Below are 13,349 nucleotides of genomic sequence, written 5' to 3' on the forward strand. Positions count from 1 at the left end.
TCAGTCACCCAGGTATTGAATGGTGATGTGGTATTTAAAGACGTGCTGTTCGATGCTGATCGGCACGCGCTGGCCTTGGCGGTTGATATAGGTGATTTCGGTGACCAGCTTCCCGCGCGCGTTACGTAGTTCGCGTTTGTCGCCGCGCTCGGTCAACGTCCACCCTTTTGGCAACTGCGGCAGCCATGCGCTAACCGGCCAGTGGCTGAGCATCACATCGGCCAGCACCTGGCTGGCTGGCGGCAGTTGCGGAACCACCATCGACTGTTCAGCGCGCAGCCCTCTTTCATCATAGGTCACCAGGAACAGGCGGATACCGACGGACGACAGACCCGCCAGCGTGAGCTTTTTATCATCGGCATTGAGCATGACCAGCAGCGACTGGGTTTGGCCGTTGAAGCTGCCGGTGAGCAACTGCTGCGAGCTGATGTCCGGCGAGATGCCAGGCGGCGGCAACGTGACGCGGGTACCCGGTTCCAGCCACGCCTGCGGGCGGCCTTGCGGCTCCGGCTGCGAACGGCTGCAGCCGGCCAGCAATAAGGCGGCGAGTAGCGCGAAGGCGCGCCAGAATGATGGTCTTCTCATCGTCTTTTTTTCTCTTTTTTGGTCGGCATCGCTAACGGCGAAAGCAGGAAGGCGGCGAAAATGCCGCTTACCAAAACAATACCAAAACTGCTAATGGCCTGCGTGGTGCTAAACACCAACATGCCGAGCGTCAATAAGGTGGTCATCATCGCCAGGGTGACCGCCAGCAGCGATGTCAGCGGCGTACCACGCGGGTTGCTGAAAAACAGCGTGTAGTTAATGCCGATGCCCAGTACCAGCACCAGCGCCAGCAAGGAGAACAGGTTAACCGCGTGGCCGCTAAATGCCAGCACCGCCAGCCCGCATCCCAGCGACAACACCGACGGCACCAGGCTAACCAGCCCTTTGCGCCAGCCAAGGCGGAGCATAGCGCCGCAGGCAATCACCGCCAGCGCAACGCCCAGCAGGCCGGTTAGAATGTGGCGGTAGAGCGCGAACAGCTGGTCGAAATCGCTTTTACGATCGACCCACGCAACGCCAGCCTGTTTTGTACTAAGCGTTTTTAGCGCCGCGCTGTCTTTCACGCCGCTCACCGGGACCAGTACGCCGCTTTCGCCATCCGGCAGCGTCAGCCACAGCAGTCGCCAGCCTTCGCTGGCCGGGCTGGCAAGCCAGACGTCGACGGTCACTGGCATCGGGTTGAGATCGGGATTGATCGTTGCCAGTCCGGCGTGGTTCAGCACGTTACTGACGGTGGGCGCGGCGCGTTGCAGCAGAGTAAGATCCTGCTGCTGGCGAGCGAGTGAATTCAGCGGAATAGCGCGATATCCGCCGAGCAGGCCGTCGCTTTGCGCCTGCGTCAGCGCGGGCATTAATGCCTCCAGGCGCTGCAGCGTCTGCTGGGCCGTTTTGCCGTAAACCACAAACCACTTTTGATCGACGCTTTGCCCGGTGAGCGCGGTGATGGCTTTTTCCTGGGCCAGGATATCCTGCGGCAACGCCTGGAGCTGCGAAATATCATCATCCACCCGCAGCGTCGCGAGACCCGCCAGCGAGAACAGGGCCAGCGCGACGGGGAGGCCGATGGACAGCTTTTTATGGCGTCGCCAGGCGGCAAGCCAGCGTAACAACAATGCCATCGCCGGAACCGGGCGCACGGGAAGTCCACGGCACAACCATGGATGCCAGAAAATTACCGTCAGACACGAGGCGCTCAGGCCGACCGCCGCGAAGAGCGCCATCTGGCGAATCGCCGGAAAGGGGGCCAGCATCATAATCAGATAAGCCGCCACGGTAGTAAGTAGCGCCAGCAGCAACGCATGACGCACTTTGGCGAGGCTTTGCCACGGGGTTGATTCCGCGCCATGCACCATCCGTTCGGTCAGATAATAGAGCGTATAGTCGGCGGAGATGCCGATGATGCTCATGCTCATCACCAGGGTCATCAGATGCAGCTCGCCAAATAGCAGCAGCGTGACGACGGTGCCGGCCAGCGCGCCGATGGCGATGGAAATCAGGCACAGCAGCAGCGGGCGCAGCGAGCGAAATGTCGCGACGATAAGCAGGATTACGCCGAACAGCGTCGCCGCGCCGAGTGTAGAAATATCGTGCTTCGCCTGCTGACTGGCGTAATCGCTATAGAACACGGTGCCGCGCGACAGCAGCTGCGCCTGCGGATGCTGCGTTTTCCACTGCTTCTCCAGCTCGCCGAGCGTAGTGACCAGCCGGTGCGTCTGCTGCATATCGAATGAGGAACCCGCCAGTTCGCCATGCAACAGATACCAGAGGTTGCCCTGGGCATCTTTGGTCACCAGCCAGCCATCCTGCAGTTGCATCCGCTGGCCGCCTTTCGCCATCGCCAGCTGCGAGCCGCGCATCAGCATCAGCGGATCGTTTTGCAGTTCTTTACCGCTGACGCCGGAAAATGCCGAATAGAGCTGTGAGAGGATCCATTGCGCCTGCGCCTCGCCGCCGTTTTGCAGGCGCGCGCGGGTAGCGGGGTCAATTAAACCGTTACGATGCTGCCAGAAAAATGTCCCCCAGGCCTGCTGATTATCGGCATTCATTGGGCCTTTGACGTCTGCCAGCGCCTTCGAGGTTTGCAGCAGACGCAGCCAGTCGCCGGCTACCTGCGGATCGGCCTGTTTACCGGGACTGACCAGCCAAACCAACTGGCGGTCAAGGCGCTGCATAAAACCGTCGTTCAGGCTGGGCGGGATTGCGCCAAGCGTCTGCTTCGGCATCATCGCCAGTACGCTGCTGTTGAGCCGGGCCTGCGGCAGCAGCGCCAGCAGCGCGCCCGCCAGGAGCAGGCAGACGACGGCCCATAACAGCGCGGGGCGTTTACTGGGCGGCAAAGCGTTGGCGTTCGTCATCGGTCAGTTGCGCAGGCGTCAATTGGTGTTGGGAAAGGGTGATATCGGTGCGATCGCCTTGCTTGTCGTTGAGTTGAATATGTTCCAGATAGTCTTTCCCGGCCAAATCGATGCGGGCAAAAATCTTATCCAGCGGCGTAGTGGTGGGCGTCAGGCGCAGCGTCCACTGGCCTTCGCCTTTATCGGCAAATTCCACGCGGAAGTTATCCTCCAGGACTTTTCGATCCGCCTGGAACAGCGCGCGCAGCAAATGGTTGAACTGGAACATCTGCGGATTGTTTTCGGCAGTAATGGTTTGCGGCGGCTGGCCGTTGATCGCCTGCACCATCCGTTTGTCATCCAGCAACAGCTGCATCGGGAATGGCGAGGTTTGATCCCACAGCAACCCCTTATCGCGGGCGATCAACATCTGCCCCTGGGATCGCAGCGGCTGCGGCAGATCCTTAATCGTGCGAACCTGATCGAAGTGGGCGCGTACCACCGGCTGTTCGCTAAATTGTTTTTGCAGATCATCAAGCGTGAGGGCGCTGACCAGCGGGCTGATAAACAGCCCTAACAGCAGCAGTAATCTCATGGCGTAACCCCCATGCGTTCAAACAGGATATCCGGGCTGACGAAACACATCTCGCGGCTGTTTTCATCCACCGCAACCTGGATGGTGTAGCCGGTGGTGGTGCGCTTGCCGCTATCGACATCAAAAATTTCGTAGCCAATGCGTAGGCGGTTCTCAAACTCTTCTATCCGCGCGCGCACGCGAATGCGCTGCTCGAAGGTGATAACGTCGCGGTATTTCACGCGGGTATCGACCACCGGCCACAAATAGCCTGAGGCTTTCATCTGCCGGTAGCCGTAGTTGAACTGGTTAAGCAGCGCCTCACGGGCAATTTCGAAGTAGCGGAAATAGTTGCCATGCCACACGACGCCCATCATATCGATGTCATGAAACGGAATAGTCAGCTCTACTTCAGCAGTAAAACGGGGATCGTTAAGCACCCTTTACTCCTTGTCTTTGGGATCCGGCAGACGCCAGAAATCGAAAAAGTTAAACCAGTCGAGCGGCGACTGCAGCGCGTAGTGTTCCAGCCGTTCGGCGTAGCGGTCGATGATGTGTTGCAATGCCTGTTGGCGATCGGCGCGCGGTAATAGCAGCGGGTCGGCGAACGGCTCGCAGTAAATGCGCAGTTTGCCCTGCTGGCGGAGAGCGAAAAGCAAATTAACCGGGCAGCGCAAAATGGCGGCGAGGATAAATGGCCCCTGCGGGAAGGGGGCGGCTTGCCCCATAAAACGGCTCCAGCAGACACGCCATTCGCCGCCGCGCTGTGGGTTAACCGCAATACGGTCGCCGACAATCGCGATCCACTCGCCGCGATCCAGCTTTTCTTGCAACAGGATGGCGGTATCCGGGCCGATATCGTTCACCGGCATCAGGTTGAGCCCGGCCTGAGGGGCCATTTCTGTCATAATCTGTTTAAAACGTTGCGCATTTTCGCTGAATACCAGAGCGTTGATGGTTTTGCCGCCCTGTAGTTGCGCCAGCGCGCGGCAGGCTTCGACATCGCCGAGATGCGAAACCAACAGCAGCTTCCCCCGCGGATCGCTGATATTTAGCGTCTCCTCGGCGCCTGCGGTAAAAACCACGTCGCGGCCGAACTGCAATTCGCCGCGCCAGCTGGCGATTTTATCCAGCATCGCCTCGCCGAAGCGCTGGAAGTGCCGATAGCTGGTTAGCGTTGGCGGTATCGGCATCTGGCGAGCGGCGAGCTGTTCGCGCACGCGGGTTATCCATTGTTGCGAAGCACGGCGGGCCGTCGCGGCCGTCAGCCAGTACACGCCGACCACCGGATAAAGCAGCAGCGAGAACGCCTTGCGCCCCAGCAGCCGCCACACCAGTAGCATCAGGCGCATTCCCCATAATCCTTTTACCTCCTGCTGACGCGCCCAGTGCGGCGAGGCGCGGCGAAACAACAGCGAGGGGATCCGCGGCAGCATGCCGAGGAACAGACGCGTGTGCATCAGCGAGATGCGGCAGTTATCTTTGATGGCATCAAAATGCGACAAACCGTCCGGCGGGTAGGTCACGCGGGTTGGCACAAAATAGCTGGTATTTCCCTGCCAGTAGAGGCGCACCATCACTTCGGTATCAAAATCCATTCGCTGGCCGAGCGACACGCGCTGCGCCAGCTGTAGCGTTGGCGTCACCGGGTAGACGCGAAAACCGCACATGCTGTCTTTCAACTGCAGCGACAGCGTTTCAATCCATACCCAGACGTGGGTTATCCAGCGCCCGTAGAGGCGGGAACGCGGGATGGAGTCGTCGTAAATCGGTTGCCCGGAAATCAGCGCTTCGGGATGGGCCTGCGCCAGCGCCAACAGTTGCGGAATATCTTCGATGGCGTGCTGACCATCGGCATCGACCTGCACCGCGTGGCTGAACCCGGCTTGCGCTGCGGCCTGTAGCCCACGGATCACCGCTGCGCCTTTGCCCGCGTTCTGTGGTAAGCGGATTAAGGTCAGATTAGCGGTTTCCGCCGCCAGCCGCTCCAACTGCTGCCGCGTACTGCTATCGCTGCCGTCGTCCACCACGATGCAAGGCAGGCCAAAGGGCTGCAGGCGCGCCAGCACCCGCGGCATCATGGCGCCGTGGTTATAGCAGGGGATCAGCACGCAGGGAGAGAAATCTAGCGGCATAAGCGAATTTTCCCGCTGCTGGCGGTGTGCCGGGTTTCACCGTCGTGGCGCTGATAGTTAAAGGTCAGGGTCTGGCGCGCCTCCTGCCATGTCAGGGTGAGCGTGACGATCGCGCCTGGCAGCAGCGGCGACTGAAATTTCACGTTCTGAATGTCATGAAAGCGCCAGCCGGGCGCGAGCAGGCGGGTGGCGTAATGCATCGCCCAATCGATCTGTGCGACGCCGGGTAGCAGCGGCTGCACGGCAAAATGGCCGCGAAACCAGAATAGCGCCGGGTCGAGAGAGAGCACGATTTCAACCCGATCGGCTTGCGGCTGACGGCGCTCAATTTCATGGGGCTTCATGAAATAACTCCTGTAATTGCGCGTAGACACGCTTATTCATGCTATTAACGGGGATCTCGTCAACCACCCTCCAGTAGCGAGGGATGGCCACAGGTTCCAGCGAGGCGCGCAGCGCTTTCCGCCATTGTAATTCCTGGCTTTTCCCCCAGCGGCGACGGGCGTCATGGTCGAGCACTAACAACGCGCCAACGCTCTGGCGGCTGCCGCGGGTAATCGGCAGGACGGCGGCCTCAAGAACGCCATCCAGTTGCAGTAACCGGTATTCCACTTCGCTTAGCGAAATGCGCTTCTCTTCAATTTTCACTACCCGGTCGCGACGACCTGCCAGCTGGAATTGACCGCTTTCATTGAAATGCAAAATATCATCGATAACCAGGCCGTTATCGTCGGCGATAAGCGGCGAAAATAGACGAATTGTGTTGCCCTGCGGCTGAAAGCGGATGCCTGGGAACGGCTGCCACGGTGCATTATCTTGCAGGCGCTGGCGGCAGGCGATAACCCCGCTTTCCGTGCTGCCGTAGATTTCATCCGGCCAGGTATTGAACCAGTTAGCGGTGTGCACGGCATCCTGCCAGGGCAGCTTGCCGCCGGCGGACAAAATCATCGCGACCGGTGGCGGGGTAAGCCGATAGTCGAGACGTTTGAGAAAAGCCGGGCTACTGATAAACAAATAATGATGATCATGGCTTAATGCCGCCAGCTGCTCGGCGTACTCAATCATCGCCGCGTGCAGCGGCAACCCCAGCGCCATTGGCAGGAACAGACGGAACGTCAGGCCGTACAAGTGCTGCGGCGCGACCGATGCCACTACCCGACTGCCTGTCAGGCGCCCGGCATAGTGCGCGGCTATCAGCGCCGCCTCGCGGTCGAGACTCTTAACGGGCTTACTAATTCGCTTTGGTTCACCGGTAGAACCGGAGGTAAAAAGCTCAATGCAGGCGTTATCGCCGATCGCCGGGAACGCGTATTCGTGGGATGCGGTCGCCATGGCGGACTGGATAACCCGCAGCGGCCCGCGCCATGGCAGCGTCTTATCGCTCAGGATGCCGTCGAAAAGCGCTCGCTGTTCGTGTAATAGCGCCGCTCGGCTATGGCCAGGAAGCACTGGCGTTTTCCCCGCATGCAGCGTGGCCAACAGCGCGACCAAAAACAGGTAGCTGTTGTCAAAACAGAGCGCCCAACGCTCGCCTGGCTGTTGTTGCAGGTTGTTAAGCAGGTGAGCGACATCATAGCGCAGATGCGCCAGCGTCCAGCTGTGCGCTTCCTGCCATGCAATCAGCGTTTGCGGCGGACGCGGGGCGCTGAGCCACTGGGCCAGCGTGAGGGGCTGCATCATGGTTTATCTCGTTTAATCACCCGCTGGCGCACCAGCCACTCTCCGGCCATCAACATGCCCATCAGTAGATAGGAAATCATGCCGTTCCACGCCGTCCATAGCGACATATCGCCGTATAACGCGGTAACCAGCGCTATACCGCCGTTGCCGATGAAAAAGGCGCACCAGATTTGGGTGACCCGGCGGGTGTAGCGCACGGCTTGCTCAGGAAGAACCGGGTCCCGCAACCGCGCCAGGCGCTCGACTACAGGCATACTTGACCACAGCGAACCGCCAAACACCGCCAGCATCACGCCGCTCACCACCACCGGGTAAAATAGCAGTAGCTGATGGGTCTTTAGCAGGTAGCTGGCAATGCACAGCGTCATGCCGGCTACCGCAACGATCTGAGTGACCACGCTCAACGGCCCTGACTGTCGCCGGGTCTGGCGAAAGCGTAAAAACAGCAGTAGCGCCATTAGCGGCAACAGCCATGGCAGGCTGTTATGCGCGAGGCCAAACCAGATCAAAAATGGCCAGGTCAGCAGTAATAACCCCGTCATAATTGAAACGACCGGCAGCGAGCGGATGCCCGACACGGTGAATTACGCTTCTTTCAGCAGGCGATCCGCCGCATCGACCACGTCCTGCACGGTGCGTACGGTTTTAAAGTCTTCTGGCTTGATTTTCTTGCCGATTTTCTTTTGTAGATGGACGATCATGTCGATGGCGTCGATGCTGTCCAGTTCGAGGTCTTCGTACAGGCGGGCCTCAGGTTTAATATCCTGCGGATCGATTTCAAACACCTTCACCAGCAGCGCGGAGACTTCTTCGTAAATAGCTTTTTGTTCGGTCATAACGGTTCTCCTCAGGCACGCTGCGCTTGAATAAAGGATGCCAGCGTGGCGACGGAAAAGAAGTGCTGGCGCATCTCTTCGCTTTCTGCCGACAGCACCACGCCGTACTGTTTTTTCACCGCCAGACCCAGCTCCAGCGCATCGATGGAGTCCAGACCCAGACCATCGCCAAACAGCGCGGCATCGGTGTCGATATCATCAGCGGACAACTCGTCCAGGTTCAATGTACTGATAATTAGATTTTTAATTTCAAGATAGAGCGCTTCCATCATTAATTCCTGTTTCAGGCGCAACGCCTGATTCTAATTTAAGCAAAATATGCCGGTTTAACTGCCGTGCGGCCAGCGCCGGTTCTTGTGTGTTGGCATCGTAAAATTGGTCTATTCGTAGCCGTTCTCCGACTTCAACGATAAATAACGGCTTCGTTCGCGGCGGGTCGTACCATTTGCTCCGTTTGCCCAGCATATGCTCGGTACAGCGGATAACGACGACGCGTAAATCGCTGCCGCAGCGCACGGCGATATTGGCCGCGCCGCGCTGCAGCTGCATTTTTTCTCCCGGCACCGTTCGGGTTCCTTCCGGGAAAATCAAAATAGTATCGCCCTGCTGTAAACGCTGCCGACTGGCCGGAAGCAGGGTATCGGCGCGATCGTTAATCAAATAATCCGCCGCGCGGATCACGCCGCTGACAAATGGGTTTTTCAGCAACGCGCTTTTCACCAGGCAGTCGGTTTCCGGCATCACCGAGGCCAGCATCACGTAGTCGATGAGGCTGGGATGATTAGCGACCACCAGGCAACCGCGCTCCTGACGTAAAATCTCGCGCCCTTTAATCTGGTAGTCCAGTACGCCGACGGCTTTCACGACGTTAAGAAAAACGCGAAAGCTGGCGGAAATGCTGCGCCGTGCGAGACGACGACGGCGGGTGCTATCGTGCACTACGATCAGCAGCAGATTGAACCAGATCAGTGACAGCAGCAGCCCGCCAAGGCCAAACAGCGCGAAACAAAAACCGGTCATCGCTGCGCGCCACAGGCGATTTAACCGTTGGAAAAGCGGCGTCATGCGCGGCTCCAGCGCCACTGCACGCGCTCGCCGGGCAGGGTGAACGTATGGGAATTCTGCAGATAGTGCCGTAAAAACAGCAGGCTTTGCGGTAGGGGGCTTTCAGGAACGGCATCATAGCGCTCAGCCTGGCACTGCCATTCGCCGCCGGACTCAATAACCCAGGCCGTCGCATAGGGCCAGGTCGGCATAGCCGTCGGCAGCTGCGAATGGTAAAACTCCGGCAGAAAACCATCAAAATCAACCATCAACACGCGTTGATAACCTGCCTGCAGAAGCCCCATGACTTCATATAATCCCTGCTGGAAAGTGTCGCGCCCGGCAGAAAGCGATGACGACGCAATGGGCTTTTTGGCCGCAATCGTCAGATTACCGACGGCGGAATTATGTACCGATAGGGCGAAATCGGTAGGCGATACCGCTTGCTCCATCGCCAGGGCGTGGAGGATCCGATAGTTGCGCTCTAGCTCGCCGTGACGGCTGGTATAGAGAACGGCGTCGATCTCATGGCGGCGCAGCATCGCCAGCCCGCACTCAACCGCCAGCTTGCTGCCGGAGCTAAGTCGGCGAGCGGTCATCATTGGCAGTTCGTTGAGTTTGGCCGCCGGGGCCGCCGGATCGATGGTGTGCGAATACCGTGACCATTGCTGCCACTGCTCGGCTTCGCAAAGCCCAGGCGCTCTCGCCTGCCAGTCGATTATGTTCAGGGTAAAATTCATCTACGCGCGTCCGCGGTAAGCCTGTAGTTCTATGATCGCGACGTTTATAGAACCCGAAACCCGGCGATAACCATCACGAAGCCGTTAATTGGGGGCTTTGCAACCGAAAATCAGCCTCGCCAGCTAAGGGTGACGCCAAGCATATCCGCAGCGCAAAACTTTGCGATGAGATAATGCTGTATTTTCGGTATTTTCACCGCTTAGTGCAATTTATTGCGTTAATCTCCCCATAAAGGATGATAATTCCGCTGAATAGATGGCGCCAATAGCGGGAACTGCAATTACCGACCGGACATGGTAAATAGTAGATATCTGTTGCCAATATCTGGTGGAACCTGATGCCCGAACCCGTCGCCGAACCGGCGCTCAATGGACTGCGCCTTAATCTGCGGATTGTCTCCGTCGTTATTTTCAACTTTGCCAGCTATCTCACCATCGGCCTGCCGTTGGCGGTTCTGCCGGGCTACGTTCACGATGTGATGGGTTTTAGCGCCTTCTGGGCCGGGCTGGTGATTAGTCTGCAGTATTTCGCCACGCTGCTGAGCCGACCGCACGCCGGGCGCTACGCCGATCTGCTCGGGCCGAAAAAGATTGTCGTTTTCGGCCTGTGCGGCTGTTTCCTGAGTGGTTTGAGCTACCTGCTGGCAGCCTGGAGCAGCAGCTGGCCGCTGCTGAGTCTGCTGCTGTTATGCCTTGGACGAGCGATCCTCGGCATTGGCCAGAGCTTTGCCGGCACGGGGTCGACGCTATGGGGCGTAGGCGTTGTCGGCTCGCTGCATATCGGGCGGGTGATTTCGTGGAACGGCATTGTGACCTACGGCGCGATGGCGATGGGCGCGCCGCTGGGCGTGCTGTGCTATTCATATATTGGCCTCAGTGGCCTGGCGATGGTCATTATGGCGGTTGCTCTGGTGGCTATCATTTGCGCGCTACCGCGAACGGCGGTGAAGGCAACGAAAGGGAAGGCGATGTCATTTCGCGCGGTGCTGGGCCGGGTTTGGCCTTACGGCATGGCGCTGGCGTTGGCTTCTGCCGGCTTTGGGGTTATCGCGACCTTTATTACCCTGTTTTATGACGCGAAAGGCTGGGACGGCGCGGCCTTTGCGTTAACGCTGTTCAGCTGCGCGTTTGTCGGCACGCGGCTGCTTTTTCCCAACGGTATTAACCGCCTCGGCGGCCTGAACGTGGCAATGCTCTGTTTTAGCGTGGAGGTTATTGGCCTGCTGCTGGTGGGCTTTGCACAGACGCCGCTGATGGCGAAAGTCGGGACTTTCCTCACCGGCGCGGGGTTCTCGCTGGTCTTCCCGGCGCTGGGCGTGGTGGCGGTAAAAGCCGTGCCGCAGCACAATCAGGGCTCGGCGCTGGCGACCTATACCGTATTTATGGATTTGTCGTTGGGGATAACCGGGCCGCTGGCCGGGCTTTTGATGGCGTGGACCGGGATACCGACGATTTATCTGGCGGCGGCAGGGTTGGTGATGGCCGCGCTACTGCTGGGCTGGCGGTTAAAAAAACGGCCCCCGGTGGTTGAACCGGAGGCCGCTGCATCAGGGCAATAAAATTAGTTAATGACCAGCGTGTTGACGATGCTTTCCGCTTCGGTCTGCGCCTGCTGCTGGTTGTCCGCTGGCAGAGTGACCTGCAGGGTCAGCAGTTTGTCATCGATCTTACCGAGCAGTACGGAAGACCACGCGGTCTGACCTTTGGCGGAGATGATGCTGTCCAGTTGCTGTAAGGTGTGGCCTTTAATCTCAATCGATTTGTTAGACACAACCTGCAGCTGCGGGTCGCGGCTGCGCTGCTGATCTTCCAGACGTTTGGACAGCACCGCCAGATCTTCATTAGTGTTGTCGCCGACAATCACAATCACCGCTTTCTGGCCGGTGGCGTCAGAATAGACATGCATATTGTTGGCCTGGGTACCGAGCTTACCACTCTGGTCGGCCATGCCCGCGGGCAGAGTGAAGCTCAGTTTACCATCCAGCAGGCTAATCGCCTGGCCGCTGGTATTGCTCTCTGCTGCCGCCCCGACGGTCGGCGCTTTTGAATCGCTGTTATCACAGGCCGCAAGTCCCATAACCAGCAGGCCAATACCGACATATTTAACCAAATTGCGCATTGACATCTTCCTTTCGATAAACGGCCATTAACGGCTCATCCGGTTATCTTATCACAACCGTTAGCGAGTACCTTTAACCTGGCTGCAATGCCGACAAATCAGATTTATCCGCCAGTTTTTTCAACAGCATATTCAACAGCACGCCGTACATCGGCAAGAAGAAGACAATGCTGATAAGCACTTTGAAGCAGTAGTCGACCATGGCAATTTCTCCCCAGTGGGCGGCCATAAACGGATCCGGGCTGCGCCAGAAGGCGATGAAGAAGAAGGCCAGGGTATCGCTGACGTTACCGAACAAGGTCGACGCCGTCGGCGCCAGCCACCAGCGACGATTCTGACGCAGGCGGTTGAAAACGTGGACGTCGAGAATTTGCCCCAGCGCATAAGCCATAAAGCTGGCGGCGGCGATACGGGCGACGAACAGATTAAAGGTGCCCAGCGCGGCAAAGCCCTGCCACTCGCCCATATAAAACAGCGCCGAAATGCCATAGGAAATAATCAGCGCCGGGATCATCACCGCGAAGATGATGCGTCGCGCCAGCGGGGCGCCGAAAATGCGTACCGTCAGATCGGTGGCGAGGAAAATAAAGGGAAAACTGAACGCGCCCCAGGTGGTATGGAAACCGAAAATGGAGATCGGCAGCTGGACCAGATAGTTGCTGGAGGTGATCACCAGCAGATGAAATAGCGAAAGCCAGACGAGCGCTTTCTTACGCTGTACGGTAGTAAAGGGATTCATATTGTGACCTTTTTATGTCCGTCATGCTTCATACCAATGAAGGAATCGGGAGCGGAACGTTGGGGTGAGGGAACCCAATTAAAAACGGCTGCATGATACTGCGTTGCGAGCGTAATGCAATGGTTGTTTTTCGCGCAAACGTTAACCTGGCTTGCGTACTGGCGAAGTGGGGGTAAACTAGGGCCGTTTTGTTGAAGTGAGATAAAAATGAGCGAACTTTTTTCCAGTCCTGACCATACGCTGGACGCCCTTGGGCTCCGCTGCCCGGAGCCGGTGATGATGGTGCGTAAAACCGTGCGTACCATGCCGGTGGGCGAGACCCTGCTGATTATTGCCGACGATCCGGCCACCACCCGCGATATTCCCGGTTTTTGCCTCTTTATGGAGCATGAACTGGTGGCGCAGGAAACCGAAGCCCTGCCGTACCGCTACCTGATCCGCAAAAGCCACTGAATCCGCGTTATCCGGGCTACCTAACGACCCGGAACCGCAGCCCTGCTAAGCGCAGCGCGAGCAGGGAACACCCCCGGATGGCGGCGCGTTGCGCTTTATCCGGGCTACCCAACGGCCCGGAACCGTAGCCCTGCTAAGCGCAGCGCGAGC

The 13,349-nt window shown here is 58.3% G+C and carries 16 protein-coding genes; 2 read left to right on the plus strand and 14 right to left on the minus strand.

Features of this window, described 5'->3' with window-relative positions; genetic code table 11:
- The 12 genes from ABLU80_RS21535 to ABLU80_RS21590 are packed head-to-tail and all read right to left on the minus strand — an operon-like array spanning position 1 to position 9,888.
- Positions 1-585, minus strand: a complete 585-nt coding sequence (locus ABLU80_RS21535; protein ID WP_230250403.1) for a DUF3261 domain-containing protein — start codon at positions 583-585, stop codon at positions 1-3.
- Positions 582-2,900: an MMPL family transporter gene (locus ABLU80_RS21540; RefSeq protein WP_348850457.1), complete on the minus strand. Its 2,319-nt coding sequence runs from the start codon at positions 2,898-2,900 to the stop codon at positions 582-584. The genes ABLU80_RS21535 and ABLU80_RS21540 overlap by 4 nt, the downstream gene beginning before the upstream one ends.
- Positions 2,869-3,474 carry an outer membrane lipoprotein carrier protein LolA gene (locus ABLU80_RS21545; RefSeq protein ID WP_047079900.1) on the minus strand — a complete coding sequence of 202 codons (606 nt, stop codon included), beginning with the start codon at positions 3,472-3,474 and terminating at the stop codon, positions 2,869-2,871. Before ABLU80_RS21545 ends, ABLU80_RS21540 begins: the two co-directional genes overlap by 32 nt.
- Positions 3,471-3,893, minus strand: coding sequence for a thioesterase family protein (locus tag ABLU80_RS21550; protein ID WP_015369298.1), 423 nt, complete (start codon positions 3,891-3,893; stop codon positions 3,471-3,473). The genes ABLU80_RS21545 and ABLU80_RS21550 overlap by 4 nt, the downstream gene beginning before the upstream one ends.
- Before the next feature lie 3 nt (positions 3,894-3,896).
- Entirely contained in the window at positions 3,897-5,588 is a 1,692-nt protein-coding gene (locus ABLU80_RS21555; RefSeq protein ID WP_116326408.1) for a glycosyltransferase family 2 protein, read from the minus strand.
- A complete protein-coding gene (locus tag ABLU80_RS21560; RefSeq protein WP_032715240.1) occupies positions 5,579-5,932 on the minus strand; it encodes a beta-hydroxyacyl-ACP dehydratase in 354 nt (117 codons plus the stop codon). The genes ABLU80_RS21555 and ABLU80_RS21560 overlap by 10 nt, the downstream gene beginning before the upstream one ends.
- Positions 5,919-7,268 (minus strand): AMP-binding protein, encoded by a 1,350-nt coding sequence (locus ABLU80_RS21565; RefSeq protein ID WP_213193297.1) that lies wholly within the window; start codon positions 7,266-7,268, stop codon positions 5,919-5,921. The genes ABLU80_RS21560 and ABLU80_RS21565 overlap by 14 nt, the downstream gene beginning before the upstream one ends.
- Positions 7,265-7,846 (minus strand): hypothetical protein, encoded by a 582-nt coding sequence (locus ABLU80_RS21570; protein WP_032709338.1) that lies wholly within the window; start codon positions 7,844-7,846, stop codon positions 7,265-7,267. The genes ABLU80_RS21565 and ABLU80_RS21570 overlap by 4 nt, the downstream gene beginning before the upstream one ends.
- A gap of 6 nt (positions 7,847-7,852) precedes the next feature.
- Positions 7,853-8,104, minus strand: coding sequence for an acyl carrier protein (locus ABLU80_RS21575; protein ID WP_015369303.1), 252 nt, complete (start codon positions 8,102-8,104; stop codon positions 7,853-7,855).
- Positions 8,105-8,115: 11 nt separating this feature from the next.
- Positions 8,116-8,373 (minus strand): phosphopantetheine-binding protein, encoded by a 258-nt coding sequence (locus ABLU80_RS21580; RefSeq protein ID WP_015369304.1) that lies wholly within the window; start codon positions 8,371-8,373, stop codon positions 8,116-8,118.
- Entirely contained in the window at positions 8,354-9,169 is an 816-nt protein-coding gene (locus tag ABLU80_RS21585; RefSeq protein WP_047079903.1) for a lysophospholipid acyltransferase family protein, read from the minus strand. The genes ABLU80_RS21580 and ABLU80_RS21585 overlap by 20 nt, the downstream gene beginning before the upstream one ends.
- Positions 9,166-9,888 (minus strand): beta-ketoacyl synthase chain length factor, encoded by a 723-nt coding sequence (locus tag ABLU80_RS21590; RefSeq protein WP_020077758.1) that lies wholly within the window; start codon positions 9,886-9,888, stop codon positions 9,166-9,168. The genes ABLU80_RS21585 and ABLU80_RS21590 overlap by 4 nt, the downstream gene beginning before the upstream one ends.
- A 338-nt stretch (positions 9,889-10,226) precedes the next feature.
- On the opposite strand from ABLU80_RS21590, the gene ABLU80_RS21595 reads away from it, so the two are divergent.
- Positions 10,227-11,447 (plus strand): MFS transporter, encoded by a 1,221-nt coding sequence (locus ABLU80_RS21595; protein ID WP_020077759.1) that lies wholly within the window; start codon positions 10,227-10,229, stop codon positions 11,445-11,447.
- A 2-nt stretch (positions 11,448-11,449) separates the two neighbouring features.
- Here ABLU80_RS21595 and ABLU80_RS21600 read toward each other — a convergent pair whose 3' ends face one another.
- Both ABLU80_RS21600 and ABLU80_RS21605 read right to left on the minus strand, forming a co-directional pair.
- Positions 11,450-12,007 carry a DcrB family lipoprotein gene (locus tag ABLU80_RS21600; protein WP_015369308.1) on the minus strand — a complete coding sequence of 186 codons (558 nt, stop codon included), beginning with the start codon at positions 12,005-12,007 and terminating at the stop codon, positions 11,450-11,452.
- 73 nt (positions 12,008-12,080) lie between these two features.
- Complete coding sequence (locus tag ABLU80_RS21605) at positions 12,081-12,746, minus strand: 7-cyano-7-deazaguanine/7-aminomethyl-7-deazaguanine transporter (RefSeq protein WP_032709333.1); 666 nt, start codon at positions 12,744-12,746, stop codon at positions 12,081-12,083.
- A 207-nt stretch (positions 12,747-12,953) separates the two neighbouring features.
- On the opposite strand from ABLU80_RS21605, the gene tusA reads away from it, so the two are divergent.
- Entirely contained in the window at positions 12,954-13,199 is a 246-nt protein-coding gene (tusA, locus tag ABLU80_RS21610) for a sulfurtransferase TusA (protein ID WP_015703711.1), read from the plus strand.
- Positions 13,200-13,349: the final 150 nt, after the last annotated feature.

The organism is Klebsiella sp. CN_Kp104, from assembly GCF_040064515.1.
GTDB lineage: Bacteria > Pseudomonadota > Gammaproteobacteria > Enterobacterales > Enterobacteriaceae > Klebsiella > Klebsiella aerogenes.

Excerpts from the sequence above, each read along its gene's own strand:
- ABLU80_RS21560 (WP_032715240.1), bottom strand. The coding sequence starts at position 5,932 with ATGAAGCCCCATGAAATTGAGCGCCGTCAGCCGCAAGCCGATCGGGTT.
- ABLU80_RS21600 (WP_015369308.1), bottom strand. The coding sequence starts at position 12,007 with ATGCGCAATTTGGTTAAATATGTCGGTATTGGCCTGCTGGTTATGGGA.
- ABLU80_RS21595 (WP_020077759.1), top strand. The coding sequence starts at position 10,227 with ATGCCCGAACCCGTCGCCGAACCGGCGCTCAATGGACTGCGCCTTAAT.
- ABLU80_RS21565 (WP_213193297.1), bottom strand. The coding sequence starts at position 7,268 with ATGATGCAGCCCCTCACGCTGGCCCAGTGGCTCAGCGCCCCGCGTCCG.
- ABLU80_RS21575 (WP_015369303.1), bottom strand. The coding sequence starts at position 8,104 with ATGACCGAACAAAAAGCTATTTACGAAGAAGTCTCCGCGCTGCTGGTG.
- ABLU80_RS21545 (WP_047079900.1), bottom strand. The coding sequence starts at position 3,474 with ATGAGATTACTGCTGCTGTTAGGGCTGTTTATCAGCCCGCTGGTCAGC.
- ABLU80_RS21555 (WP_116326408.1), bottom strand. The coding sequence starts at position 5,588 with ATGCCGCTAGATTTCTCTCCCTGCGTGCTGATCCCCTGCTATAACCAC.
- ABLU80_RS21590 (WP_020077758.1), bottom strand. The coding sequence starts at position 9,888 with ATGAATTTTACCCTGAACATAATCGACTGGCAGGCGAGAGCGCCTGGG.
- ABLU80_RS21585 (WP_047079903.1), bottom strand. The coding sequence starts at position 9,169 with ATGACGCCGCTTTTCCAACGGTTAAATCGCCTGTGGCGCGCAGCGATG.
- ABLU80_RS21605 (WP_032709333.1), bottom strand. The coding sequence starts at position 12,746 with ATGAATCCCTTTACTACCGTACAGCGTAAGAAAGCGCTCGTCTGGCTT.
- ABLU80_RS21535 (WP_230250403.1), bottom strand. The coding sequence starts at position 585 with ATGAGAAGACCATCATTCTGGCGCGCCTTCGCGCTACTCGCCGCCTTA.
- ABLU80_RS21580 (WP_015369304.1), bottom strand. The coding sequence starts at position 8,373 with ATGGAAGCGCTCTATCTTGAAATTAAAAATCTAATTATCAGTACATTG.
- tusA (WP_015703711.1), top strand. The coding sequence starts at position 12,954 with ATGAGCGAACTTTTTTCCAGTCCTGACCATACGCTGGACGCCCTTGGG.
- ABLU80_RS21540 (WP_348850457.1), bottom strand. The coding sequence starts at position 2,900 with ATGACGAACGCCAACGCTTTGCCGCCCAGTAAACGCCCCGCGCTGTTA.